This window comes from Paraburkholderia sp. BR13444, from assembly GCF_040948755.1.
Classification (GTDB): Bacteria; Pseudomonadota; Gammaproteobacteria; order Burkholderiales; family Burkholderiaceae; genus Paraburkholderia; species Paraburkholderia youngii.
This window is the reverse complement of sequence record NZ_JBFPKM010000005.1, coordinates 452,897-476,737: the sequence shown is the minus strand read 5'-3', so window position 1 is coordinate 476,737 and position 23,841 is coordinate 452,897. Positions and strand designations below refer to the sequence as shown.

At 63.6% G+C, this 23,841-nt stretch carries 20 protein-coding genes; 7 read left to right on the top strand and 13 right to left on the bottom strand.

Annotated elements, in window-relative coordinates; translation table 11 throughout:
* Positions 1-19: 19 nt before the first annotated feature.
* Entirely contained in the window at positions 20-3,298 is a 3,279-nt protein-coding gene (locus tag AB3X95_RS18040) for an efflux RND transporter permease subunit (protein ID WP_368622081.1), read from the bottom strand.
* Positions 3,299-3,709: 411 nt separating this feature from the next.
* Positions 3,710-4,144: a VOC family protein gene (locus AB3X95_RS18035; protein ID WP_176107805.1), complete on the bottom strand. Its 435-nt coding sequence runs from the start codon at positions 4,142-4,144 to the stop codon at positions 3,710-3,712.
* Positions 4,145-4,303: 159 nt separating this feature from the next.
* Between AB3X95_RS18035 and AB3X95_RS18030 the strand changes: the two genes are divergently transcribed.
* The 7 genes from AB3X95_RS18030 (at position 4,304) to AB3X95_RS18000 (ending at position 12,234) form a co-directional block, all read left to right on the top strand.
* Positions 4,304-5,179, top strand: a complete 876-nt coding sequence (locus tag AB3X95_RS18030; protein WP_368622080.1) for a LysR family transcriptional regulator — start codon at positions 4,304-4,306, stop codon at positions 5,177-5,179.
* A gap of 187 nt (positions 5,180-5,366) precedes the next feature.
* Complete coding sequence (locus AB3X95_RS18025; RefSeq protein WP_176366694.1) at positions 5,367-6,005, top strand: LysE family translocator; 639 nt, start codon at positions 5,367-5,369, stop codon at positions 6,003-6,005.
* A 99-nt stretch (positions 6,006-6,104) separates the two neighbouring features.
* Positions 6,105-6,455, top strand: a complete 351-nt coding sequence (locus AB3X95_RS18020) for a hypothetical protein (protein ID WP_184227301.1) — start codon at positions 6,105-6,107, stop codon at positions 6,453-6,455.
* 245 nt (positions 6,456-6,700) lie between these two features.
* Entirely contained in the window at positions 6,701-8,335 is a 1,635-nt protein-coding gene (locus tag AB3X95_RS18015; protein WP_176366692.1) for an L-lactate permease, read from the top strand.
* A gap of 10 nt (positions 8,336-8,345) precedes the next feature.
* Entirely contained in the window at positions 8,346-8,564 is a 219-nt protein-coding gene (locus AB3X95_RS18010; RefSeq protein WP_176124777.1) for an EmrB/QacA subfamily drug resistance transporter, read from the top strand.
* A gap of 112 nt (positions 8,565-8,676) precedes the next feature.
* Entirely contained in the window at positions 8,677-10,338 is a 1,662-nt protein-coding gene (gene ggt / locus AB3X95_RS18005) for a gamma-glutamyltransferase (RefSeq protein ID WP_368622079.1), read from the top strand.
* An 87-nt stretch (positions 10,339-10,425) separates the two neighbouring features.
* A complete protein-coding gene (locus tag AB3X95_RS18000; protein WP_368622078.1) occupies positions 10,426-12,234 on the top strand; it encodes an SLC13 family permease in 1,809 nt (602 codons plus the stop codon).
* Positions 12,235-12,257: 23 nt separating this feature from the next.
* Here AB3X95_RS18000 and AB3X95_RS17995 read toward each other — a convergent pair whose 3' ends face one another.
* From AB3X95_RS17995 to AB3X95_RS17945, 11 genes are all read right to left on the bottom strand, one after another.
* Positions 12,258-13,502 (bottom strand): NADH-quinone oxidoreductase subunit F, encoded by a 1,245-nt coding sequence (locus AB3X95_RS17995; RefSeq protein WP_368622077.1) that lies wholly within the window; start codon positions 13,500-13,502, stop codon positions 12,258-12,260.
* 20 nt (positions 13,503-13,522) lie between these two features.
* The gene (locus AB3X95_RS17990) at positions 13,523-15,172 is read right to left on the bottom strand and encodes an FAD-binding protein (protein WP_368622076.1); all 1,650 of its coding nucleotides are present in this window, start codon (positions 15,170-15,172) and stop codon (positions 13,523-13,525) included.
* Positions 15,173-15,187: 15 nt separating this feature from the next.
* A complete protein-coding gene (locus AB3X95_RS17985; protein ID WP_368622075.1) occupies positions 15,188-15,826 on the bottom strand; it encodes a 2Fe-2S iron-sulfur cluster-binding protein in 639 nt (212 codons plus the stop codon).
* A gap of 180 nt (positions 15,827-16,006) precedes the next feature.
* Positions 16,007-17,512 (bottom strand): type I glutamate--ammonia ligase, encoded by a 1,506-nt coding sequence (gene glnA, locus AB3X95_RS17980; protein ID WP_368622074.1) that lies wholly within the window; start codon positions 17,510-17,512, stop codon positions 16,007-16,009.
* Positions 17,513-17,606: 94 nt separating this feature from the next.
* Positions 17,607-17,810 (bottom strand): hypothetical protein, encoded by a 204-nt coding sequence (locus AB3X95_RS17975; RefSeq protein ID WP_368622073.1) that lies wholly within the window; start codon positions 17,808-17,810, stop codon positions 17,607-17,609.
* Between the two features lie 196 nt (positions 17,811-18,006).
* Positions 18,007-18,918, bottom strand: coding sequence for an alpha/beta fold hydrolase (locus AB3X95_RS17970; protein WP_368622072.1), 912 nt, complete (start codon positions 18,916-18,918; stop codon positions 18,007-18,009).
* A 190-nt stretch (positions 18,919-19,108) separates the two neighbouring features.
* A complete protein-coding gene (locus AB3X95_RS17965; protein ID WP_368622071.1) occupies positions 19,109-20,275 on the bottom strand; it encodes a radical SAM protein in 1,167 nt (388 codons plus the stop codon).
* A 77-nt stretch (positions 20,276-20,352) separates the two neighbouring features.
* On the bottom strand, positions 20,353-20,715 hold the full coding sequence (locus tag AB3X95_RS17960) for a hypothetical protein (protein ID WP_368622070.1): 363 nt from the start codon (positions 20,713-20,715) through the stop codon (positions 20,353-20,355).
* Between the two features lie 136 nt (positions 20,716-20,851).
* Positions 20,852-21,472, bottom strand: coding sequence for a hypothetical protein (locus tag AB3X95_RS17955; RefSeq protein WP_368622069.1), 621 nt, complete (start codon positions 21,470-21,472; stop codon positions 20,852-20,854).
* Positions 21,473-21,945: 473 nt separating this feature from the next.
* Positions 21,946-22,110, bottom strand: coding sequence for an FmdB family zinc ribbon protein (locus tag AB3X95_RS17950; RefSeq protein ID WP_018433560.1), 165 nt, complete (start codon positions 22,108-22,110; stop codon positions 21,946-21,948).
* 118 nt (positions 22,111-22,228) lie between these two features.
* The gene (locus AB3X95_RS17945) at positions 22,229-23,827 is read right to left on the bottom strand and encodes a methyl-accepting chemotaxis protein (RefSeq protein WP_368622068.1); all 1,599 of its coding nucleotides are present in this window, start codon (positions 23,825-23,827) and stop codon (positions 22,229-22,231) included.
* Positions 23,828-23,841: the final 14 nt, after the last annotated feature.

Genomic DNA, 23,841 nt, shown 5'->3' with positions numbered 1-23,841 from the left:
GTCAACCATCGTTTAACTTTTACGCGGGCGTCGCCGCACTGCTGTGTTCCGGCGCGGAGCTGTCGCTATGGCCGCTGCTTCGACCGCCATCACCGCCTGTTCCACCGCCATTGCCGCCTGTTCCACCGCCATCGCGGCCGTTGTTGCCGCCGCCGTTGCTATGACGGCGCGCAAGCCACGAGTGAATGCCCGCGAACACGAGCGGCACGAAAAACAGCGTCGATACGGTCGCGAACAGCAAGCCGCCGATCACCGCGCGGCCGAGCGGCGCATTCTGCTCGGCGCCCTCGCCGAGACCGAGCGCCATCGGAATCATGCCGATGATCATCGCGAACGCGGTCATCAGCACCGGACGGATCCGGCTCGCGCCGGCTTCGAGCGCGGCCGTGAGCGGCGGCGCGCCGGCCGAGAGCCGCTGGCGCGCGAACGCGACCATCAGAATACTGTTCGCGGTCGCGACGCCCATCGTCATGATCGCGCCGGTCAGCGCCGGCACGCTCAAGTGGGTGCCGGTCAGGAACAGCATCCACATGATGCCCGCGAGCGCCGCCGGCAACGCGCTGACGATGATCAGCGGATCGACCCACGACTGGAAGTTCACGACGATCAGCAGATACACGAGCACGATCGCCATCGCGACGCCGATGCCGAGCCCAAAGAACGAACTGCGCATCGTCTGTACCTGGCCGCGCACGGTGATCGTGCTGCCGCGCGGCAGCGTACCGCGCACCTCGTTGACGATCCTGTCGACCTGATTCGCCACGCTGCCCAGATCGCGCTTTTCAACGCTCACAAAAAGGTCGATCACCGGCCGGATGTTGTAATGCGTGACTTCCGCGAACTGGCTCTTCGGCGACACCTGCACGAGGTTGCCGAGCAGTTGCGTCGGCCCGTTCATCGTGGCCGACACCGGGGTGCGCAGCAGTTCGTCGATCGACGACACCTGGTACTGCGGCGTTTGCACCTGGACCCTGTATTCGACGCCGTTCCTGTTGTTGACCCAGAAGCCCGGCGACGTCTGCGAGCTGCCCGATAGCGAAACGAGCACGTTCTGCGCGACGTCGTTCGCGGTCAGGTTCAGTTGTTGCAGGCGGGTACGGTCCATGTTCAGACCGAGCACCGGTTCGTCGAGCTTCTGCTGGATATGCGTGTCGACGGTGCCGGGAATCAGGCGCACCTGCTTCAACAGCTTGCGCGCGACATCGAGGTTGCCCTGCTGATTCGCGCCGGCAATCTGCACGTCCACCGCGGCGGGCAGGCCGAAGTTCAGGATCTGCGTGACGATATCAGCGGGCTGAAAGAAGAACTCGACGCCCGGGAAACGCTGCGGCAGGATCGTGCGCAGCTTGTCCATGTAGATCTGCGACGGCTCGTGGCCTTCGTTCAGCGCGATCTGGATCTCGCCGTCGAGCGTGCCCATCGTGCCCGCATTGCTATACGACAGGTTGATGCCGCTATACGGCACGCCGAGGTTGTCGAGAATCGTGCCCAACTCCTTCTGCGGCACGACTTCGCGGATCACCTTCTCGACCTCGTCGGCGAGCCGCGCGGTTTCCTCGATCCGCGTGCCGGTCGGCGCGCGCATGTGCAGACGGATGTCGCCCGCGTCGACGCTCGGGAAGAAGTCTTCGCCGAGCGCAAAAAACAGGCCCATCGACAGCACGCAGAAACCGAGGAACAGCGTGCCGAACATCCTGCGGCGCACGAGCAGGCTGCTCAGGATCATGATGTAGGCCGCGCGCATGCGCTCGAAGCCAGCGTCGAAGCGGTGATACAGACGCATGAACAGACCCGGCTTCGCGCCCGCCTTCGGCTTGTGCGCGTGGCCCATCAGCAGCATCGCGAGCGTCGGCACCAGCGTACGCGACAGGATGTACGACGCGAGCATCGCGAACACCACCGCTTCCGCGAGCGGCACGAACAGATAGCGCGCGACGCCGGTCAGGAAGAACATCGGCACGAACACGATACAGATACACAGCGTCGACACCAGCGCCGGCACCGCGATTTCGCCGGCGCCGTCGAGAATCGCGTCGTGCAGATTGGTGCCCATGTGCAGGTGCCGCTCGATGTTCTCGATCGTCACGGTCGCGTCGTCCACCAGGATACCGACCGCGAGCGCGAGGCCGCCCAGCGTCATGATGTTGATGGTCTGCCCGAGCGCGTGCAGCACGATCAGCGACGACAGGATGGACAGCGGAATCGAGATCGCGATGATGCAGGTGCTGCGCCAATTGCCGAGGAACAGCAGGATCATCGCGGCGGTCAGCGCGGCCGCGACCAGCGCCTCGCGCACCACGCCCTGCACCGCCGCCTTCACGAACACCGACTGGTCGAACAGCGCGGTGATCTGCAGATCCGGCGGCAGCGCGGCGCGCGCGGCCGGCAACAGGCCTTTCAACGTATCGACGATCGACAGCGTCGACGCGTTGCCGTTCTTCAGCACCGACATCAGCACGCCGCGATGGCCGTTCTGCCGCACGATGTTGGTCTGCGGCGAGTAGCCGTCGCGCACATGCGCGACTTCACGCAGATAGGTCGTCGCGCCGTTGACGGTACGCACCGGAATATCGTTGAGGCCTTCCAGCGTCGGCGGCGAACCGTTCATGTCGATCGTGTATTCCTTCGGCCCGATTTTGGCCGTGCCGGTGGGCAGAATCAGGTTTTGCGCGTTGAACGCGTTGACCACATCGGCCGGCGTCAGGCCCTTGGCCAGCATCGCGCGCGTATCGAGGTCGACCGAGATCAGCCGCGATTTGCCGCCATACGGGTACGGCACGGCCGCGCCCGGAATCGTCACGAGTTGCGGACGCAGGAAGTTCAGCGCGGTGTCGTTCAGGTCCTGCTCCGAGAGCTTCGGACTCGACAGTCCGAGTTGGATCACCGGAATACTCGAAGCCGAGTAGCTGATGACGAGCGGCGCGGTGGCGCCCGGCGGCATCTGCTTCAACTGCGCCTGCTCGACGGCGACCGTCTGCGCGATGGCCGTCTGGATGTTCGCGTTCGGCTGCAAAAACACCTTCAGGATCGCGATGCCGGGCAGCGACTGCGATTCGATATGTTCGATGTCGTTGACCGTCGTGGTCAAACTGCGCTCGTTGACCGACGTGATGCGTGTGGCCATGTCCTCGGCCGACAGCCCGGTGTACGTCCAGATGATGCTGACGACCGGAATGTTGATTTCCGGCAGCACGTCGACGGGCGTGGTGAACAGCACGAAGGGCGTCGCCAGCACGATCAGAATCGCCATCACGATGAACGTGTATGGCCGCTTAAGCGCTACGTTGACGATCCACATTGAAACGGGCCAGAGAAAATGCGGGTGGAGGGAGGGATTGAATCTCCGCTTATGCTAGATCGGTAGCACCAACGCCTGCATGGCGCGAGAATGGCGAAATTGTCAGGAAGCTTGTTGAAAGCAAATGCGCCATTTTTGAAGGCGAAAAGCAATCGCCGGATTTGCAGCGAATTAGGCGCCAGGCAAACGTTTGTTGAATAAATTTACGCGCAGTTAATGGAACGTTTGCTGATTCACGGCAGGGCTTTCGTTCGAAATATTGTGAAACATGCTTTCAGTTTTATTCGCAACACGAGTCGATTCTGCTTCGCGCGGTCCTTCCCCTTCAACGAAAAAGGCCGGTCAACCTGAATGGTCGACCGGCCTTCTCATTTGCAGCTATCCGTGTGCCGGCGTCAACGCCAGCGACGCTTATTTGGCGAACAGTGACGACATATCGGCGAACGCCTTGAACTCGAGCGCATTGCCCGACGGATCGAGGAAGAACATCGTCGCCTGCTCGCCGACCTCGCCCTTGAAGCGCACATGCGGTTCGATGATGAATTCGACGCCGGCCTTCTGCAGTTTATCCGCGGCGGCCTGCCATTGCTCCATCGACAGCACTGCGCCGAAGTGGCGCACCGGCACCGCGTCGCCATCCACGGCACTGGTATGACGGTGACCGACTTCATCCGGCGCCAGATGCGCGACGATCTGATGGCCGTAGAAATTGAAATCGACCCACGCGTCCGAGCTGCGCCCTTCCGGGCAGCCGAGCAATTCGCCGTAAAACTCGCGCGCGGCGGCGAGGCTATGAACAGGAAACGCCAGGTGGAACGGCGGCAAAGCGGTTTCGGCAACGCTCATGATAGGAAGACTCGCTGGGTGGTGTGGGGATTGGGTTACGACTGGCATGACTCGCACGGCAGGCAATCGGCTCAGATAAAGCCAAGTCTAACCATGAATAAAAATGTTGAGAAACGATATATATTTGACCTGACCATCACCAAAATCGATTGATCGATCATGCTCAGCGAGTTGAAAACCTTCATCGCCGTCAGCCAGTACGGCACGTTTTCCGGTGCGGGCGCGCGCATCGGGCTCACGCAATCGGCGGTCAGCGCGCAGATGCAGCGGCTCGAGCAGGAACTCGGCTTCCCGCTGTTCGACCGCACCGGCCGCTCGGCGACGCTCAACGAGGCGGGCCGCGAAACGCTCGCGCTCGCCGAGGAAATGATGACGCTCTACGCGCGGCTCTCCGAGCGCAGCGGCGCCGCCGCCGAAAGCGGCATGTTGCGGGTCGGCGCGATCGCGTCCGCGCAGGTGGCGCTGCTGGCCGACGCGCTCGCGCGCTTTCGCGTCGACCGTCCCGGCTGGCGGATTCGCGTGGTGCCGGGCGTGTCGCTGGCGCTGCTCGGCCAGGTCGACGCGGGCGAACTCGATCTGGCCGTCATCATCAAACCGCCGTTCGCGCTGCCGTCGGAGCTCGAATGGCGCACGCTGGTCGCCGAACCGTTCGTGCTGCTCGCGCCGAAAAAGCTCGCGCGCGGCGGCCGCACGTGGCGCGAACTGCTGCGCAGCGAGCCGTTCATCCGCTACGACCGCGCGTCGTTTGGCGGGCGGCTCGTCGATCGTTTTCTGCGGCGCGCGCGCATTGGCGTGCGCGATGCGGTCGAGCTCGACGAATTGCAGGCGATCGTGCAACTGGTCGCGCGCGGCATGGGAGTCGCGCTGATTCCGAACACGGCCAGTCTCGGCAAATGGCCGGCGAGCGTCGTGGCACTCGAACTCGGCGATGCGACTTTCGAGCGTGAGATCGGACTCGTGCTGCGGCCGCGGCATAGCCGGCCGGTGGTCGCCGATGCGTTGGCGGAGTGTATTGCGAGCGCGGCGCGCGGTTGAGCGCTTGGCGCAGCGCGTTCAACGCACGTTCGATTCGGCTTCGAACCGAGTGTGCTGCCATACGGACGCGCAACTGTATCTGTGAGCGGCGCGCGACGGCGCGCAGAATCGTTGCTTCATTCAACCGGCCGTGTGGTGCGTTGCATCGCATTGCCGAACACGCACCCCGCCCTTACATTTGCCCGCCATGATCGCCAGCCCTGTGCTCACCGCCGATGTCCTGATCGCCTACAGCGCCTATTTCGTCGGCACCGCGAGTCCTGGTCCGAGCAATCTCGCGATCATGTCGCTCGCGATGAGCGCGGGCCGGCGCGCGGCGCTGGTGTTCGCGCTCGGGGTGGTATCGGGCTCGTTCTCATGGGCGCTGCTCGCGTCGCTCGGGCTGTCGGCGGTGCTCGCCACCTACTCGGAATGCCTCGTGGCGATCCGGATCGCGGGCGGGCTGTATCTGCTGTGGCTCGGCTTCAAGTCCGCGCGCTCGGCGTTGAGCGCCGGCAAGCCGGCCGCGAGCGCGGCGCGCGTCGACGAACCGCTCGGGCGGCTCTATCTGCGTGGCCTTTTGCTGCATCTGACCAACCCGAAAGCGGTCCTCGTGTGGCTTTCGATCGTGTCGCTCGCGATGTCGCCGGTACACGGCGCCGCGCATGTGATGCCGGTCGTGCTGGGCTGCATGGTGATCGGCGCGACGGTATTCAGCAGCTACGCGATGCTGTTTTCGACGGCATCCGCGCGGCGCGTTTATACGGCGATCCGGCGCTGGCTCGATGGCTCGCTCGCGGTAATGTTCGGGATTGCCGGGATCAAGTTGCTGACGTCGAAGAGCTGACGTGGCCCGGGCGCGCGTGGCCGCCCCCGGTCCACGCTCTGCGATACTGGCGGCTCGGCTTCCTCCACGACGGCTGCTAGCGCACCCACCCACGCAACGATGAACGGCAACGATCACGACGCAGCTTCCTCCACCCAACGCTCGCCGCTGCAAAAGCGGCTCTATCTCTGCGGTGCGGCGATCCTGGTCGTCAGCCTGATCGCCGCGGTGCTGATCTACATCAGCGTGCCGCCGCCCGATAGCGCGGTCGCGATGTACGGCATCGTCGATCCGCGCTATCTGATCGAGCTACAGCAAATAGGCGGCAACGCGGCAGTGCTGATGGCGCAGTTGCATCAATGGTTCGATAGCTTGTGGCACGGTGTCAGGCTTGCCTATACGGTCGCGGCGCTGGGCGCTGCGCTGGCGGCCGGCTGTTTCTTCATCGGTCGTTATTTGGTCGACGATTGAACCCCGAAACGATCGCATCCGCGACGACGATTTAAAAACGTTAATTATCGTTTATTCAAATGCAGCGCCTCGCCTTCAGACAGAATTCCGCCGCAATAGACCAGCAATAAATTCCGCAGCGCAATAAATCCACGCTTTTGCAGTCAACTTGCGGCATTAAGAAAACGAACTATTATTAGTTCGGGCCATACCGAATAGTGCCCCCTCACAGCATTCGAGGCGTATCAACTGCGAGAGGGACAACGATGAATGAAATCACCCTTCCGGTCGATCTAATTCACTGGATTCTGGCAACACTTTCCATCATCGCCTTGCTTGTCTTTCTCGTTCCGCTGCGTTGGCGGGCGCCCGAGGCAGGCCCTGGCGCGATGTTCGTTGCCGGCCTGATTGCCGTATTCGCATTCCGCACCCCGATCACGACTTTGGCTGTCGCCAGTGGCAAAGGCGTATGGGATGCCATATTCATTCTCTATGTAATGTGGCCGGCGCTCCTGCTTTATCAGATCACCAAACAGGCCGGCGGCTACGACGCACTTCGACACGGCATTTCCCGTTTCAGCCGCAATGATTTATTCGTCATTCTCGGCCTCGGCTGGGTATTTTCGTCGTTTCTTCAAGGCATTGCGGGTTTCGGCGCGCCAATTGCAGTCGTCGCCCCGCTTTTGCTCGCGATCGGTGTAAGACCGGTCCATGCCGCCGCCATCTCGATCATCGCGCACGCGTGGGCGCGCTTCTTCGGCACCCTCGGTGTCGGCTGGCTCGCGACGTTGCAGGTGGCCGACATTCAGGACGTGGGACGCGCCGCTTTCGAATCGTGTGTGCTGCTGCTTATTCCGACGTACTTCGGTGGCCTGCTGATCGTGTGGCTATACGGGCGCTGGGCAGCGGTGCGCCACGGATGGCCGCTGGTCCTGATCCTCGGCACGATCCTCGGCTTCGGCCAGTTGATCTTCGCGTTCCTGAGCCCTGAACTGTCGACGTTCCTCGCCGCAACCGTCGCGATGGTCGCCCTGTATCCGCTTTCGCGCTGGCGTCGGTTCAGGGAGCCGGTTCCCGCCGCCGAGGTCCCGGATCGTCCCGCGATGGACCCGGCCGCCGTCGGCATGCAGACCGAAACCGAAGAGCCGGTGATGAGTCTCGGCATGGCATTCCTGCCGTATGTCGTGCTGACGGTCGTTACCTTGGGCATTCTGCTTATTGGCCCATTGAACGATGCGATGCGGCAATTCCGCATCGGCCTGCCGTTCCCCGAAGTGACCACGGGCTTTGGCGTGCGAAACGCGGCCGTCGAGCGTTACGCGCCGTTCTCGCCATTCACCCACCCGGGGACGATGCTGCTGATCTCCGCGATCGTCGTGTGGATCGTGTACCGCGTGAACGGCTTCTACGGCGCGTGGCAATCGCGGCATGGCGGCGAGAATCTGGGGCGCTCGCTGATCGTCGACGGCGTGCCCGCATCGGTGCCGGTCATCGCTTTCCTCGTCACCAGCCGGGTGCTCGACCATAGCGGCCAGACCCAGGTGCTCGCGCACGGTATCGCCGATGTGTCGCCGCCGCTCGTCTATGCGGGCATCGCGAGCGTGATCGGCGCGTTGGGTGCCTTCATGACGTCGAGCAGCACCGCGTCGAACGTACTGTTCGGCGGCCTGCAGAGCGATGTCGCGCAACTGCATTCGCTGCCGACCGAAGCGATCATCGCCGCGCAGGCGGCCGGCAGCGCATATGGCAACGCGATCGGCCCGGCCAATATCGTGCTGGGCACCAGCATCAGCGGCATCAAAGGACAGGAGGGCGCTGTGATGAAGCTCGCCCTTCCGTGGACGGTCATCGTCGCCATCCTGACCGGCATCGGCACGATCCTTCTCGTCATATTCGCGTGAGGTGACCCGTATGGACAAGCTCGTTGCGGAAACCCTGGCGCTGCTTCTGATGTTCGCGGGTTTTCCGCTCACCAGCAGGGGCTCGGTCACCGGCAACATGCTGCTGTTGGGGCTGGGGCTGCTCTGCGTGATCGCCGGCGGAGCGTTGCCGATCATCACGCGGTTCATGGATCACTCGAACGACAAGATCAGGGACGCGGGCGTCGAATTCGACGATCGGGCTTCCTGATCGAAGCGGCGCGCCCGTTCCTTCGCCGCAGTTGCTTTGCCGTCGCACACTCCCGGCAAGCATCAGGCGCCGGGGCCACTGTGGCGGCTCATCCTCAGGGGAGCTTTTCACCATGAGTCATCCTAATGGGCCTCGTACCGGTCGCCCACCCACGCGCGCACCGCATGGCATGGTCGCCACACCGCACTATCTGGCCAGTCAGGCCGGTGTCGAGATGCTGCAACGCGGTGGAACCGCGGTCGATGCCGCGATCGCCGCGAACGCGGTGCTGTGCGTCGCCTATCCGCACATGGCAGGGCTCGGTGGCGACGGCTTCTGGCTGATCGCCGACGGCAACAGCGAACAGATTCACGCGATCAATGCGAGCGGACCGGCGGCGCAAGGCGCGACACTAGCCCACTATCGCGGCATCGCCATCGACAACGAAATCGCGGCGCGCGGCCCGCAGGCGGTGCTGACCGTGCCGGGCGCGATCGACGGCTGGCGTCTCGCTCACGAGCGCTTCGGGCGCCTGCACTGGGCGGAACTGTTTGCGGCGGCAATCGGCTATGCGCGCGACGGCGTGCCGGTCTCCCGCTCGCTCGCGGACTGGACCGTGCAGGACGTGCCGATCCTCGCGCGCTACCCGGAAACGGCCGCGATCTTCATGCCGGGCGGCCGCGTGCCCGCCGACGGCGAGAAGCTCGTGCAAACCGCGCTGTCGCAATCGTTGCAGCAACTCGCCGATCAGGGCCCGCGCGCCGGCTTCTACGAAGGCGATCTCGCGGCGCGTATCTGCGACGGCGTCGGTGCCGCCGGCTCGCCGCTGCAAACGGTCGACTTCGCCGCGTACCGCGCGGAATGGGTCACGCCGATCAGCACGACGTATCGCGGTCATACGGTCTACGAGCTACCGCCTAACACGCAGGGCTTTACGCCCTTGCAGATCCTGAACCTGATCGAAGGCTACGACGTGACCGCGTGGGGCGAAGGCACCGCGGACTACTATCACCACCTCGCCGAAGCGGTGAAGATCGCGTTCGCCGATCGCGAAGAGTGGTTGACGGACCCGCGCTTCGTCACGATTCCGGTCGACCAGTTGATCACGAAGGCCTACTGCGACGAACGCCGCAAGCTGCTCGACCCCGAACGCGCGCTCGACATCTCGACGGTCCCGCCCGGCATCACCTATCAGCATCCGCACGACCGCCGCGCGCCGGACGGCGACACCTGCTACTTCTGCGCGGCCGACAAGGACGGCATGGTGGTGTCGCTGATCCAGTCCATCTATCACGACTTCGGCAGCGGCGTGCTCGGCGGGGACACCGGCATCATCATGCAGAACCGCGGCGCGTTTTTCTCGCTCGACGAGCATCACCCGAACTGCCTGCAACCTGGCAAGCGCACTTTCCACACGCTGATTCCGGCACTGATGACCCGCGACGGCAAGCCTTGTCTCGCGTTCGGCTCGATGGGCGGCGAAGGTCAGCCGCAAACCCAGGCCGCGCTGGTCACCCGCATCGTCGACTTCGGCTACGACGTGCAGCAGGCGATCGAGGCGCCGCGCTGGCTGATGGGCCGCACGTGGGGTACCAAGTCGCGCAACATGTCGCTCGAGGGGCGCATCTCCGACGAGGTCGTGCGCGAATTGAAGCGCCGCGGCCAGCCGGTGCAGATGGTCACCGACTGGAACGACAACATGGGGCACGCGCACGCGATCGCTGTGGATCGGCAACAGGGCTTTTACGAAGGGGGCGCCGATCCGCGCGGCGACGGGGCCGCGCTCGGGTACTGAGGAGGACTGATATCGGCTCCCGCAAACGGCCGACAGTTGGGGCTGCCGCGCTCGCGCAGCGCGGCTCCATACGACGGGAAAAAATAGATGAACCCGATGATCGTGACCTCGCTGGTCTTCGCCGTGACGATGGCGCTGTTCATCTGGAACAAGGTGCCGGCCGCCGTCGTCGCGGTGATGTCGCTGATCGCGCTGTACCTGACCGGCGTGCTGACGATGCGCGAGGCGTTGAGCGGCTTCGGCGATCCGCTGATCGTTTTCATCGCGGCGCTGCTCGGCATCGGCATTGGCCTCGAAACGACCGGTGTCGGCACATGGGCGGGACAGTGGCTGATTCGCCACTCGGGCAGCAGCCGCAAGCGACTGATCGCGTCGCTGCTGATCCTGTCCGCGATATCCACTGCGCTGATCGGCATGAACGGCGCCGTCGTCGCGATGCTGCCGATCGCGGTCATCATCTGCGTGCGGACCCAGCTCGCGCCGTCGCAACTGATGATGCCCGTGTCGATCGCGTGCCTGACCGGCGCGAAGCTCACATTGCTCGGCAGTCCGGTCAACGTGATCGCATCGAGCGCGGCCGATGCGCTCGGTGGCGCGCCGATCCGCTTCTTCGAATGGTCGATCGTGGGTCTGCCGTTGTTCGCCGGCACCCTTGCGATCATTCTGATACTCGGCCCGCTGTTGTTGCCCAGGCGCAGCTCGAATTCGCTGCCGGCCGATTTCAGCCAGCACGCGCACACGCTGGTCGAGCAATACCGGCTCGCGGACGGCGTGTTCCGGCTGCGCGTGCGCGCGGGCTCGCCGTTGATCGGCAAGACGCTCGACAGCATCGATCTGTCGCGATACCCCGGTGTCAGCGTGCTCGGCCTGACCGACGATGAAGGCGCCGAACTCGCGCAGAAAGAGGCGAGCGAGGGCCATCACCTGCTGGTGCGCGGCGACGCGCAAGGCATCGCCCGGCTCGCGAACGACTTGCATCTCGCGATTCGCGAGCCGCTCGCCGAAGCGCAGGCGGTCACGAATGCGCTGTTCAATCGCTCGTCGGGTCTCGCCGAAGTCGTGATACCACCGCGCTCGGGGCTGATCGGACAAACCGTGTTTCCGGGCATGGCGACGCACGAAGGCGATCTGATCGTGCTCGCAATACAGCGCGGCGGCAACAACGTGCCCGAGCCGTCGACCACGCTGCTCGCGGGCGACCATCTGCTGTTCAGGGGAACATGGGAAGCGCTCGACAAACACTTCTCCGACCCGCAGATACTGATGGTCGATTCTCCGCAGATGGTACGGCGCCAGACCATCGCGCTGAGTCGCGGCGCGCGCGAGGCGCTCGCGATCCTCGCGGTGCTGGTCATCCTGCTCGCGACGAACGCGGTACCGCCCGCGGTGGCGACGCTGATTTGCGTGACCGCGATGGTATTGACGCGCGTGATCACACTGAACCAGCTGTACACGATCGACTGGAATACCTGCGTGCTGGTCGGTGCGCTAATTCCTCTCGCCACCGCGATGTCGAACACCGGACTCGCGTATCAGATCGGTGATTACGTGATCCAGGCGGTCGGCTCGGGCGGTCCGCGCGCGGTACTGGCGGGACTCTTCTGCGTGGCCGCGGTGCTGACCCAGGTGATCTCGAACAACTCGGCGGCGCTCGTGACGGTGCCGATCGCGGTCGCCACCGCGCAGGAACTCGGCGTGTCGGCGACGCCGTTCCTGGTCGCTGTCGCGCTCGGTGCGGGCGCGGCGCACATGACGCCGATGAGCACGCCGGTCAACCTCGTCACGTACGGCCCGGGCGCGTATGAGTTCGGCGACTACTGGAAGATCGGCCTGCTGATCGTGTTGTGGTCCATGGCGGTGGTCGTGTTCATTGCGCCGTTGTATTGGCCGTTCTAGCCGCGATATCGGCCGCCCTGCCCCTACGCCATCAACAGCGCTTCATATTCCGCGCGGAACTGATCGATGGAACTCTCCACCACCGTCACCGCGCCATCGATCAAACCGCAACGCCCGCTGCCGGGAAGAACGCGGCACAGATTCTCCAGTGCATCCAGATCGGCACGCACGCCGCGGCCCGTGTCGAGCCGGTTCAGAAGCCGCATCATCTGAAACGTTCCGCCCTTGCAAGGCGGGCACTGCCCGCACGAACCCTGGGCGAAGAAGCTCACGTAGTCCGCGACCTTGCGCACGATGCTGGTGCCTTCCGACACGACGATCATCGCGCCCGTCCCCAGACGCGAACGGCGTTGACGCACCGAGTCGAAGTCCAGTGCCACGTCGAGATCGCGCTTCGTCAGCAGCGTGTTCGATGGGCCGCCCGTGAAGACCGCCTTGAACTCCTTGCCCTGCAGCATGCCGCCGCCGTGCTGGAACACCAGCGTCTCGAGGCTCGTGCCCATTGGCAGTTCGTACAGGCCGGGACGCAGCACGTCGCCGGAAAGAGAATAGAGCTTGGTTCCGGCCGCGCTCCCCGCTCCGAGGTCGCGATACCACTGCGCGCCGTGGCGCAGAATCCCGGGCACGTGCGCCAGCGTCTCGACGTTGTTGACGATGGTCGGCGCGCCGTGCACGCCCTGCTCGGCCGGGAAAGGCGGTTTGCGCCGAGGAAACGGAAAGCCGCCTTCGACGCTGGCGATCACCGCAGTCTCCTCTCCGCCGATGTACAAGCCCGAGCTGGGTACGACTGCAAGCGACAGCGGCGCACCAATCCAACGCTCGATAGCGGCGAATTGCGCGTGCCCCGACCACTGCTTGACCGCCTCGCGAGTCGCGGCGAGCGAGCCCGTCTGATGCGGATTCACGTACAAGACGACATGATTGGCCCGCGTCGCCACCGCGGCGATCAGCACGCCCTCGATCACCTGATGCGGCGTGTGTTCGAGCAGAAAGCGATCCTTGAAGGTGCCCGGTTCGTCTTCGTTGCCATTGCAAATGACGTACTTGTCGCCGTCAGGGGCGGCCGCAACCGGCGCCCATTTTCGATGCGTGGGGAAACCAGCGCCGCCCATGCCACGCAAGTCGGCCTGGGCGAGCTCGGCGATAATCGCCTCCGGCTCGTCGAGCGCTTTGGCGAGTCCCTCGCCGCCGCCGCGCGCGAACCATGCATCGAGGTCGGCGCCGACACGGAAATCGTCCCTCATCAAGCACTGATTCAGCGTTTGCATCGCGTGCTCCGTGGTTCCCGTCACCGGATGCCGCCGATCACGCGACCCCGCGCGCTCGTGCGCAATCCCGCATCGACTCGCAGATCGAAATGGGCATAGGCGGGAAAGAGCTGCGGCGCCTTCACGTGAAGCGGCAGTCCCGCCAGCGTGAGCTCTCTCTGCCACGCGTGCACATGACCGATTCCGGCGCGGTTCGTCATCACCCACTCCCTCGATTGCGCGGCCTTCGCGCCGGCACGGCGGCCGATGCTCAGAATGTCGAGCAGCGCGTTGCCCATCAGACGGTTGCGGCCGTGGATGCCGCCCGTCATCTCGCCGACGCAGAAAAGGCCGGGGACATTGGTGGCGCCATTTTTGTCGATCGCGACGCCGCCGTTCTGGTAGTGGAGCGTGGGATAAACGAGGAAGGGCTCCTGCGCCGCATCGATGCCGCACTTGTCTGAAAGATGGCGAAGCGTGATCAGGCGTTTGGCCAGAATGCCCGGGTGCTCGAGTTCGAGTGTCGGCGTATCGAGGAACACCCCGAGCTGGCCGTCGCGCTCGATCCCGCGGCCTAATGCGCACTCACGCAGGACCGCCGACGCGACCACGTCGCGCGGCTTGAGTTCGTCGACGAAACGTTCACCTGCGCCGTTCAGCAGTCTCGCTCCCGCGGAGCGCGCCGCCTCGGAAATCAGGCCGCCCGACAGATGGTGCGGGTAGGCGATGCCGGTCGGATGGTACTGGAACGAGTCGAGCTCGCGCAGGCGCGCGCCGATCCGATAGGCGAGCACGAGGCCGTCGGCGGTGGCGCCGTAGTGGTTCGAGGTCGGAAACGAATTCAGGTGCAGTCGCCCCGAGCCGCCAGTGGCGAGGATCACCGCGCGCGCACGCACCAGCACGAAGCTACGCCATTCCAGGTTGTAGATCACCGCGCCGGCGCAGCCGCCGTGCTCGTCGGACAGCAGCTCTACCAGCGGACAGCGGTTCCACAACTCGATGCCCGGGTCGAGGTCCACCGCCTCGCGCAGCACGCGCATCATTTCGAGGCCCGTATAGTCCCGATACGACAGAATGCGCGCCGCCGACGCGCCCCCGGGTTTCTTGCGCAGCAGATTGCCGCCGATCGGCTGGTCCTCTTCCAGATCGAACATCATGCCGAGCTGGATCAGCCAGCGAATCACGTCGGGGCCGTCCATCACCATCTGGGCCACGAGTTCGGGCTCGCCGCAGAAGTGTCCGGCGCGAAGCGTGTCCTCGAAGTGCAGTTGGGGACTGTCGTCCTCGCCGATGGCCGCCTGGATTCCGCCTTCGGCCATCACGGTGTTGCTGTCGCCAAGACGCAGCTTGGTGGCGAGGATCACGCGCGCGCCCTGCTTCGCCGCCGTGAGCGCCGCGGCGCAGCCGCCACCGCCGCCGCCGATTACCAGCACGTCGGTCGTCATCAACTGCGCGCCGGCGATATCGACATCGTCGATCAGCGCGTTGGCCTGCAGATGCCGCGCGAGATCGGGCTGACACGGCTCGCCGCGATTGACCCCGACACTCAGCGCGACCCGCGCATGCGGCCCATGATCGGGGTGATAAGCCTTCAGCAGTTCATCGACCGGAACGTCGTCGCCGCGGAGCGTGGCCGCCATCCCGGGGCGGTAGCGCCGCCGCGCGGTTTCGTAGGGTATGCCGGCGGACATGACGATTCGCTCCGCTCAGCGCGGCGGTTGAGCGCCAGGCGCATCGAAGTCGATCTTCATCTCGCCGCTCTCGATCTGCTGCAGCCGTCGCATCAGATTGGCCGGACGCAGCGAAAGCGACGCGATCATCCGGCGCACGAACACCCCCAGATGGTTGGGCCGGATATGCTCGGGGCATGCGAGCGTGCACAGGTTGCACATCACGCATTCGTCGAACACCTGGCTCGATGCGGGCAGATTGCCCTCGACCGCCAGGTTCACGCCGCGCTGCACGTCCAGCCCCTTCGGACAGGCGCGATCGCAGCCGCTGCAATGACGGCAATGCGCCGCTTCGGGGAAGATCTCGGCGATCTTGCCGAGCGCCTGCCAGCTGTCGCTGATCTCTTCCATTCGATACAGGTGACGTTCCGACTCGGTGAAGTAATCGAGGAAGGCGACCTGCATGCCCTCTTCGACGAGGGTCTCGCAGGCGAGCGCGGTTTTGACTTCCTGCTCGCCGCTACGCCGCACCATCACACGGCACGAGCCGCACACGCCCTGGGACATGCAGCCGACACCCTCGACGAGAGTCTGCCCCGCATGCCCCATGGCCTGCAGAATCGAGCAATTGCCCGGCGCCTGAATCTCGCGCCCTTCGATACTCACGCGAACCATGGCCTCGTACTCTCCTTGCATGCCGTGAGCACTTCACTGGCGAACGCGCAAAAAAGGTCATATAAACCTTAGCACAAGGACGGTTATGAGAATGGGTCATGGCACGAAAACTGTCTGCAAGGCTGCGGCATTTCTATTGATTTGCGCGCCGATCCTGCTTTGAGGTTTGAGGCCTGTCTTCTAGATATCGAAGTACAGATAAAACTCCCACGGATGTGGGCGCAATTTGATCGTGTCGATCTCGCGGCTGCGCTTGTAGTCGATCCATGTCTGAATCACGTCGTCGGTAAAGACATCGCCTTTGCGCAGGAACGTGTTGTCGGTTTCGAGCGCCGCCAGCGCCGCTTCGAGGGAACCCGGCACCTGCCGTATGTTGCGCGCTTCTTCGGGCGGCAGATCATAGATGTTGCGATCGAGCGGCTCGCCAGGATCGGTCTTGTTTTCGATGCCGTCGAGGCCGGCCATCAGCATCGCGGCGAAAGCCAGATACGCATTGGCCGACGGGTCCGGACAGCGGAACTCGACGCGCCGCGCGTTCGGCGAATCCGAATACATCGGAATGCGCGCCGCGGCCGAGCGGTTACGCTGCGACATCGCCAGATTGACGGGCGCCTCGTATCCCGGCACGAGGCGCTTGTACGAATTCGTCGTCGGCGCGCAAAAGGCCATCAGCGCGGGCGCGTGCTGGAGCAATCCGCCGATGTACCAGCGGCACGTGTCGGAAGTCAGCGCCCAGCCGCCCGCGTCGTAGAAGAGGTTCTGCTCGTCTTTCCACAGGCTCTGGTGACAATGCATGCCGCTCGCGTTGTCGGCGAACAGCGGCTTCGGCATGAAGGTTGCAACCTTGCCGTGCCGACGCGCGACGTTCTTGCAGATGTACTTGTAGATCATCACGTTGTCGGCCATGCGGGTCAGCGTTGCAAAGCGCATGTCGATCTCGTTCTGTCCGGCGGTCGCGACTTCATGGTGATGCACTTCGATCTGCACGCCCGCCTGCTGCAGCGTCAGCGCGATTTCCGAGCGGATCTCCTGCAGCGTGTCATGTGGAGGCACCGGGAAATAGCCCTCCTTATAGTGCTGCTTGTAGCCGAGGTTGCCGCCGCCGTAGGCGCCCTCGTCGCGGCCGGTGGTCCAGTCGCCCTCGGCCGACTCGACGTAGTAATAGCCGCAGTGCTGATCCTGGCCGAAGCGGATCGAGTCGAAGATGAAGAATTCGAGCTCCGGCCCGAAATAGCACGTCGTCGCGATGCCCGTCTGCCGCAGGTAGTTCTCCGCCTTTTTCGCCACGTAGCGCGGATCGCGCGAATAGGGCTGTCGCAGCACTGGATCGACCACGTCGCAAATGATCGACAGCGTCGGCGTGCCGCAAGCCGGGTCCACGAAGGCGGTTGCCGGGTCGGGCCGCAGCAGCATGTCCGATTCGTGGATCTCCTGAAAGCCGCGGATCGATGAACCGTCGAAACCGATGCCGGCGCTGAACAGGTCGTCGTGAACTTCGGGGAGCGTGATCGAAAAATGCTGCCAGAGTCCGGGCAGATCGGTGAATTTCAGATCGACGATCTGAATATCGCGCTTTTGCAGCAGGTCGATCACATCGCTTGCGTTCTGCGGTCGCGTGACGCGATAGCTGCCCGCTTCGACGGACGCCGCAAACGGCGATCCGGTGCTTCCTTGCGTACTGGCCATGAGCTTTGCCCTCTTGCGCCCCCGTTACCACCGGTTTACTTATAGTCCAACGTTAGTACTTCCGTGGGCGAAAACAAGGCGGCGGTGAGTGGACCTAGCGGTCTTGCTCCAAACCCTTCAAATGGGCCTGCCCCGCATCTCTGGCAGCGGCGGCGGTCGCATATGTCTCGTCCGAAACGAGCGAGCGTCTGACCTCACGGGCCGCGAAGTCGACCAGCGTGATTACCCAGACATGCTCGCCACCCTGCTCCGCCGTTTGCACGAAAGCGCGCACGTCGCCCTTGTCGTTTGATTTCATCGTGACCTCCTTGTGGAAAAGTCGCGCGCGGGAAACGGCTGCGCGACGATTAAGACGCTCGCGAGCCGCGGTGCATTCCTCGCGGAGCGCGTACCTTGATCTTAGGCAATCGAATCGGTCCTTTGACGGTTTTCTCGCTTCCGATGACGAGCACAGCCGCTGGGTCCGGCCGCAAAAGCGCGGTGCCAGCAGCCAGTTAAAGCCGTTCGATCAGGAAATCTTGCAGGGAGTTCAACACCTCGTTCGGCGCGTCCTCGGGCAGCAGATGGCCACCGGGCAGACCCCTGCCGGTCACGTTTTCTGCCCACCTGGACCAGGTGTCTGTGGGTGAAGCCTTCCTCGCCCTCTGCTCTTTCTCGCTCCACAGCACCAGCACCGGACAGGCAAGCTTTCGGCCCGCCGCTGCGTCGCTCGCGTCGTGTTCCAGATCCTCTGAAGCAGCGGCACGATAGTCTTCGCAAATCGCGTGCCGCACGCCGGGATTCCGGAATGCGGCTCGATAAGCATCGAGCGCCCGAGGATCGATTCGCTCGAGTCCTCCGGCCATCTTCGCAAGCGCGGCGTCGATGAAAGCGTCAGGATCGGCCGCCAGCATTCGCTCTGGAAGGTCCGCGGGCTGCGCCAGAAAAAACCAGTGCCAGGCGTCGAGCGCAAAGGTCTTATCGACAGTCGCGAAAGCATCGAGCGTGGGCACGACGCACAGCGATGCATAAGCAGTGACGCGCCGCGGGTGGTCGAGCGCAAGCCGGTATCCGGCGCGAGCGCCTCGATCGTGCCCGACTACGGCGAATCGTTCGTGCCCGAGCCGCGCCATCAACGCGACGAGCGCACTGGCCATACGGCGTTTGGTCCATCGCCGCTGATCGTTGCGGCTCCGGCTGGCACCGTATCCCGGCAGGTCGGGCACGACGAGGGTGTGAGATTTCGCGAGCGTCGGAGCAATCAATCGCCATGCAACGTGGGTCTGCGGATAGCCGTGCAGCAGCAGCACCGGCGATCCGGTTCCGCCGATGACGCCTCGAAACGCGACGTCGTCAGTTTCGATGTCGAGCCTCGCAAAGCCAGCAAAGAAGTCCTCCGCGGCAACTCTTTCGATTTCGGGTGCCATGATTCGTCCTCATGAAAGCGCGCGTCATTCCCCCCACACGGAACTGACGAACTCGGCCAGCAACGCCTTGAAGCCATCGATCGTCAGATCGCGGATCTCGAACGGCGTCGCTTGAGCCAGATGAAGACCTTGTCGGAAGGCACGATTCCGCCGCTCGAGTAACGCGGACCAGCGTTCGAATGGGCGAGCCCTATCCACTTTGCGGCGTGAAACGGCGTCCGCCAGTCCGTCTTGCGAGCGACATGAGCGACGCTCGAGGTAATTCCTCGACCGAAAGCGCCCACAGCGAATACGCGACACTGCGCCGGAACAACAAGCTGACAGCGTCGCGAAGCTGCCCCCGGCCCAGCGCGTACACCGAATCGGTCACGGCGATCGCGCCGTGCATCAGAATGCTGGCATGCCGGTAGCATCCCATCATGCAGGCATTGCAGGGCTCCCGTTGATCGGGCAGACGGTCGAGGTCGAACACGGAGCCCATCGGCTCGGGCCACGCCTCGCAACGCCAGACATCGAGGTTCCAGTCGATATAAAAGTACTTGCTGCCACCGATACATGGAACCAGTTGCGGTTCACCGCGCACGAAGCGCGCGACCTCGTCCAGTGCGGCGCTCGGGTCCATCACACGGAAGTGCTTCTTCAGGCGCGCGATCGCGCTCAACGCTTCGAGTAGTTCGTCGGTGTTCAGGTCGACGAGTTTCGAGTCTTCGTCGTACACGAGCGATGTCGATCCGAACGCCTCGCGCCGCGGATAGGAAAAAACGACCGCATCGAAGCCAAGCCGCTCGAGCGTCTCGGGAAGCAATTCGTAATTGACCAGACGGCTCACCGTAATCGATGCGCACACCTCGATGCCGAAGCAATGGGCCTGAGTGATGCCCTCTCGGATGCGGGCCTCGAGACCGCGCAGGCCGCGATTGCGCTCATGCTCGCGCATGTCCGCGCTATCGATGGAAATCAGCAGACGCTTGAGGCCGGCCTCCGCTAGTTGCTTGATGTGGCGCGGCAGAAACCAGCCGTTCGTGATTACACCGCACTGAATGCCGGCCCTGGTGGCCGAAGCCACCAGCGATGCGATCTGGGGATGAACCAGCGGCTCGCCCCCTTGCAGCGTCATGTAACGAATCCGGCGTCTGCGCAGGATCGGCAGTGCGCGCGCGAATTCCTCAGGATCGAGATAGCGACGTGGGCCCGCCAGATTCTTCTCGCGAGAGAACCCGCAGAAGTCGCATGCGGCGTTGCAAACGTTCGTCACCGATACGTCGCACACCGCGGGCAGCGGGTTGCGCGGTTCGCTGACGGCGCCGCCTACATGCCGCAGATTGCGCCACTTGATGATTCGCTCTGTCGTATCCATGAGACCCTCACGACCTGCCGACGAATTCGTCACGAGGCTTCATAGAATACGCTCAACCTGCTGAGCGTGATGCATTGTTATGCCTGCCGTCGGGTTTCGGTGCGTGCCGTCATCAGAACCTGTCCGGCGAACATGCCCGTTGCGGACGGCCACAGCGCAAAGCAAAGGTTGGCAAACACTCCCAAGGCGGCCGCGATGCACATCAACCACACGTTGCCGAGCCGGCGGCCCAGTCCGATGCTGAAGGGCATGATGAGTAGCTCGATGAATGGCTGCACACCGATGACCGCTCCCCGTACGGCCGGACTCAGCTTCAGGTGCTCTTCCATATAGATCAGCAGGAATCCGTACTTCACCGGCTCCCCAGCGTAGACCAGCACGAAGAGCCCAGTGAACGCCAGCAGAGGAAGCATGGCTCGCAGGCTGGCGTGGTGATGCACGGGCTCGCTCGCCGACTCATTCTTCGGCTTTGCGACGGCGAGCGCATCTCGATTGCCATGGTCAAGTCGAAGTGGTCACTTCAGCGGACCACACGAAACGCCTGACTGAATCCGTGCTTGCCAAGCGCGCTATGAATCATGCCGACCATAGGCCAATATCGGGGGGGGGGGGCGCAAGAACAGCGCTGTCGTCGAGCCGGGAGGAATCAATCAGTTGGCAGAAACACTCGAGCATCTGCTTTGGCGATGCGCCACGGTCGATGACCGCATCGACACCCGGCCACTCTGCGAAAGGAGACAGCGTACTGGACAGAACCGCGACGCGGCATTGCGGGCAGTACCTGTTGATCAACTCGATCGCTTTTAACTTCGATGCAAGATGGCAGTCGCCGTCAAGCACCGTCAGTTGCGCGTCGCTCACGATTTGCCCCCGTACCGCATCAGCGCACGACTCAAGCGTGGAAACGAAGCCTCGCACCCGGGCGATCACGAAGATGGATTCGGCAATCGGCTCATGTCCTCTGCGGAGGACGAGCAGGCGCCGTCCCTTACCAACGTTTGGCATCATGGTTCGCGCTCCATTTGCAGCCAGCAACGCGTAAATTGACTTCCACCTGAGAATCGTAATCCGATACCGCTCGCACGCCTCGGTGTAAGCGAATGAATCCTCGCCCGAGGTCGCACGGGCTAGTTCCAAGGCCTCGAACGCCGAATCGACTTCGCTTAGCGATATATCGAACGCATCTCGCGTATCCATGGCGAGTATTAGAGTCGAGTCACCTGGATTTCCAGCATACGTCGGCCCAGCCCCCTGCAGAAGGTCGGGAGTGGGAAAGTGATTTCTTTTCGTCCGTTGGGCTTTCGTGCAGAACTCTTTTCTACCCTCGGCAATTCGAGGGCTATTTCAACGGGTCCTCGGATTTGAAGCACTGCTTCCGCTTTGCGGCTCTGGGGCAGCCACCACGGTCGTGCGGCTTGAGCGGTAAGCAGATACTGTGGCTGCAAAGTCTGGGATCAATTCATAGCAAGTTCTGCCGGGCGGCCGCTACGGGCTTCCATGCGATCGGCGGCACGATACTTGCGCGCGTACACCGCAGCTGTTGCCAGATTTGCACGCTCCCAGCCAGGTCCCCCAATCTCCACGAGGCGACGGCGAGAATCGGCGAGCGAAGATCCGTCGTTAGGCGAGAACCGACGTTCGAACGTCCCTGAGAACCGCGAAGACAGATCTCAGCTTTTTCGGGACGTTTTCGGCACAAATGGCGTGGGTATGTGCTGGACCTTCTCGCTTCCGCACTTCGGGCAAGCGGGATGAGCGTTTTCATGTTCAGCAAGATGCTCGGCATGTTCGAACATCTCACCGCACTTCTCGCACCTGTACCGGTAAGTCGGCATGGCATTCCTCCAACGAGAATCCTGCACGTCGTGCCGACCAGATGCGTTTACGACGTCGGCAATAACCCATTCTAGTGCAGGAAAGTGCGGGCGCTGATTGCGGCACTAACCGCGATGATCAGTTTGGCCCGTCGCCTACCAGCCGAAAAACCTGCACGGCATCCTCCAACGTGGACGCCTGTTCCTGCATGCTGGCCGCCGCGGCTGCCACCTGCTCCACCAGAGCAACGTTTTGCTGGGTCATCTCGTCCATGTGTCCGATCGCGCGATTGATTTCGCCGATGCCGGTACTTTGCTCGTTGCTCGCGTGGGTGATCTCACCCATCAAGGTGACCACACTATCGACCGCCGTAACGATTTCGGTCATGTCCCGGCCAGCCTGGTCGACCAGTTCTCCGCCTGCGTTGACGTTGCCGACCGAGTCGGTGATCAGCGCCTTGATTTCCTTGGCGGCCGTCGCGCTGCGTTGGGCCAGGCTGCGCACTTCGGCGGCGACGACCGCAAAGCCGCGCCCCTGGTCGCCGGCGCGCGCCGCCTCGACGGCCGCGTTCAAAGCCAGGATATTGGTTTGAAAGGCGATCGAATCGATCATGCTGATGATGTCGACGATCTTGTGTGAACTGCCGCGGATCAGCGACATGGTGGTGACCACATGGCCCACCACGGTGCCGCCTTTGACCGCGAGATCGGAGGCCGACGCGATGTGCTGGTTGGCGTGCGAAGCGCGTTCGGCATTGGCGCGGACCATCGCAGTCAATTGCTCCATCGTCGAAGCGGTTTGCTCGAGCGAGCCGGCCTGCGCCTCGGTGCGGGACGACAGCTCCGCGTTGCCGGCGGCAATCTCGCGCGCGCCCAGCGCGATCATATCCGACGCGCGTCGCACGTTGCCGACTACCGAGGCGAGGCCGACACTGATGCCGTTCATCGCCTGCATCAACTGGCCCAGTTCGTCGCGCCGGCTGACATGCACTTGTGCGGTCAGGTCGCCGGCCGCCAATTTTTCCGCGGCGGCCTTCGCTTCGAGCAGTTGCATGCCGAGACCGCGCCGGGTCGTCACGAAGACCAGCGCGCTGACCAGCAGCGCGCCGAGCAGCCCGAAGCCGATCACCGCGGTTGGCAGGAAAGGCGGCGACGCCGCCACGGGGCTCGCCTGGTCCGGGAGGATCACTGCCTGCAGCAGCCGACCATAGCCCAGCAGGAGTACGGTATTCGCGGCGAGGGTCAGGAGCGCGAGCCTGGCTCCGATCGACAGGTTCCACACCTCGCTGACATCGAGGCCGACGTATAGCGCGCCGATTACGTCGCCGGAACTGTCCCGGATCGGCTCGTACCGTGTCATGTATTGCTTGCCGAATAGCGTCGCGTAACCGGTGTAGGGCTGCCCGCTGCGCAGCATCCGATAGCCGGGGTGCGAGCGGTCGAGTACCGTGCCCACGGCCCGCTCGCCGGTTTGCCTTTTGACCGAAGTGGCGACGCGCACGAAGTCGTCGCCTATCGCGACGAACAAGGTGCCCGTCGCGCGGGTTTTGTCGGTGAAGCGGTCAACTTCGCCATAGTTGAGGTTCAGCAGCGTGGTCCCGTTCAGCAGCCTCGGCGTCATCACACCGAGGATGTCGACACCGCTTGATTCGTCGCGTGTAAATGGAGCTGGAAAATACCCGGCGAGCGTTCGCGCGTGACGACACACCTGGGCCTTGAGCGGCAGCAGAGAGTACATGAAGTGAACCCCCG

What these genes read in the sequence shown, in the direction of transcription:
- AB3X95_RS18040 (WP_368622081.1), bottom strand. Translation starts at nt 3,298, where the DNA reads ATGTGGATCGTCAACGTAGCGCTTAAGCGGCCATACACGTTCATCGTG.
- AB3X95_RS18035 (WP_176107805.1), bottom strand. Translation starts at nt 4,144, where the DNA reads ATGAGCGTTGCCGAAACCGCTTTGCCGCCGTTCCACCTGGCGTTTCCT.
- AB3X95_RS18030 (WP_368622080.1), top strand. Translation starts at nt 4,304, where the DNA reads ATGCTCAGCGAGTTGAAAACCTTCATCGCCGTCAGCCAGTACGGCACG.
- AB3X95_RS18025 (WP_176366694.1), top strand. Translation starts at nt 5,367, where the DNA reads ATGATCGCCAGCCCTGTGCTCACCGCCGATGTCCTGATCGCCTACAGC.
- AB3X95_RS18020 (WP_184227301.1), top strand. Translation starts at nt 6,105, where the DNA reads ATGAACGGCAACGATCACGACGCAGCTTCCTCCACCCAACGCTCGCCG.
- AB3X95_RS18015 (WP_176366692.1), top strand. Translation starts at nt 6,701, where the DNA reads ATGAATGAAATCACCCTTCCGGTCGATCTAATTCACTGGATTCTGGCA.
- AB3X95_RS18010 (WP_176124777.1), top strand. Translation starts at nt 8,346, where the DNA reads ATGGACAAGCTCGTTGCGGAAACCCTGGCGCTGCTTCTGATGTTCGCG.
- ggt (WP_368622079.1), top strand. Translation starts at nt 8,677, where the DNA reads ATGAGTCATCCTAATGGGCCTCGTACCGGTCGCCCACCCACGCGCGCA.
- AB3X95_RS18000 (WP_368622078.1), top strand. Translation starts at nt 10,426, where the DNA reads ATGAACCCGATGATCGTGACCTCGCTGGTCTTCGCCGTGACGATGGCG.
- AB3X95_RS17995 (WP_368622077.1), bottom strand. Translation starts at nt 13,502, where the DNA reads ATGCAAACGCTGAATCAGTGCTTGATGAGGGACGATTTCCGTGTCGGC.
- AB3X95_RS17990 (WP_368622076.1), bottom strand. Translation starts at nt 15,172, where the DNA reads ATGTCCGCCGGCATACCCTACGAAACCGCGCGGCGGCGCTACCGCCCC.
- AB3X95_RS17985 (WP_368622075.1), bottom strand. Translation starts at nt 15,826, where the DNA reads ATGGTTCGCGTGAGTATCGAAGGGCGCGAGATTCAGGCGCCGGGCAAT.
- glnA (WP_368622074.1), bottom strand. Translation starts at nt 17,512, where the DNA reads ATGGCCAGTACGCAAGGAAGCACCGGATCGCCGTTTGCGGCGTCCGTC.
- AB3X95_RS17975 (WP_368622073.1), bottom strand. Translation starts at nt 17,810, where the DNA reads ATGAAATCAAACGACAAGGGCGACGTGCGCGCTTTCGTGCAAACGGCG.
- AB3X95_RS17970 (WP_368622072.1), bottom strand. Translation starts at nt 18,918, where the DNA reads ATGGCACCCGAAATCGAAAGAGTTGCCGCGGAGGACTTCTTTGCTGGC.
- AB3X95_RS17965 (WP_368622071.1), bottom strand. Translation starts at nt 20,275, where the DNA reads ATGGATACGACAGAGCGAATCATCAAGTGGCGCAATCTGCGGCATGTA.
- AB3X95_RS17955 (WP_368622069.1), bottom strand. Translation starts at nt 21,472, where the DNA reads ATGGATACGCGAGATGCGTTCGATATATCGCTAAGCGAAGTCGATTCG.
- AB3X95_RS17950 (WP_018433560.1), bottom strand. Translation starts at nt 22,110, where the DNA reads ATGCCGACTTACCGGTACAGGTGCGAGAAGTGCGGTGAGATGTTCGAA.
- AB3X95_RS17945 (WP_368622068.1), bottom strand. Translation starts at nt 23,827, where the DNA reads ATGTACTCTCTGCTGCCGCTCAAGGCCCAGGTGTGTCGTCACGCGCGA.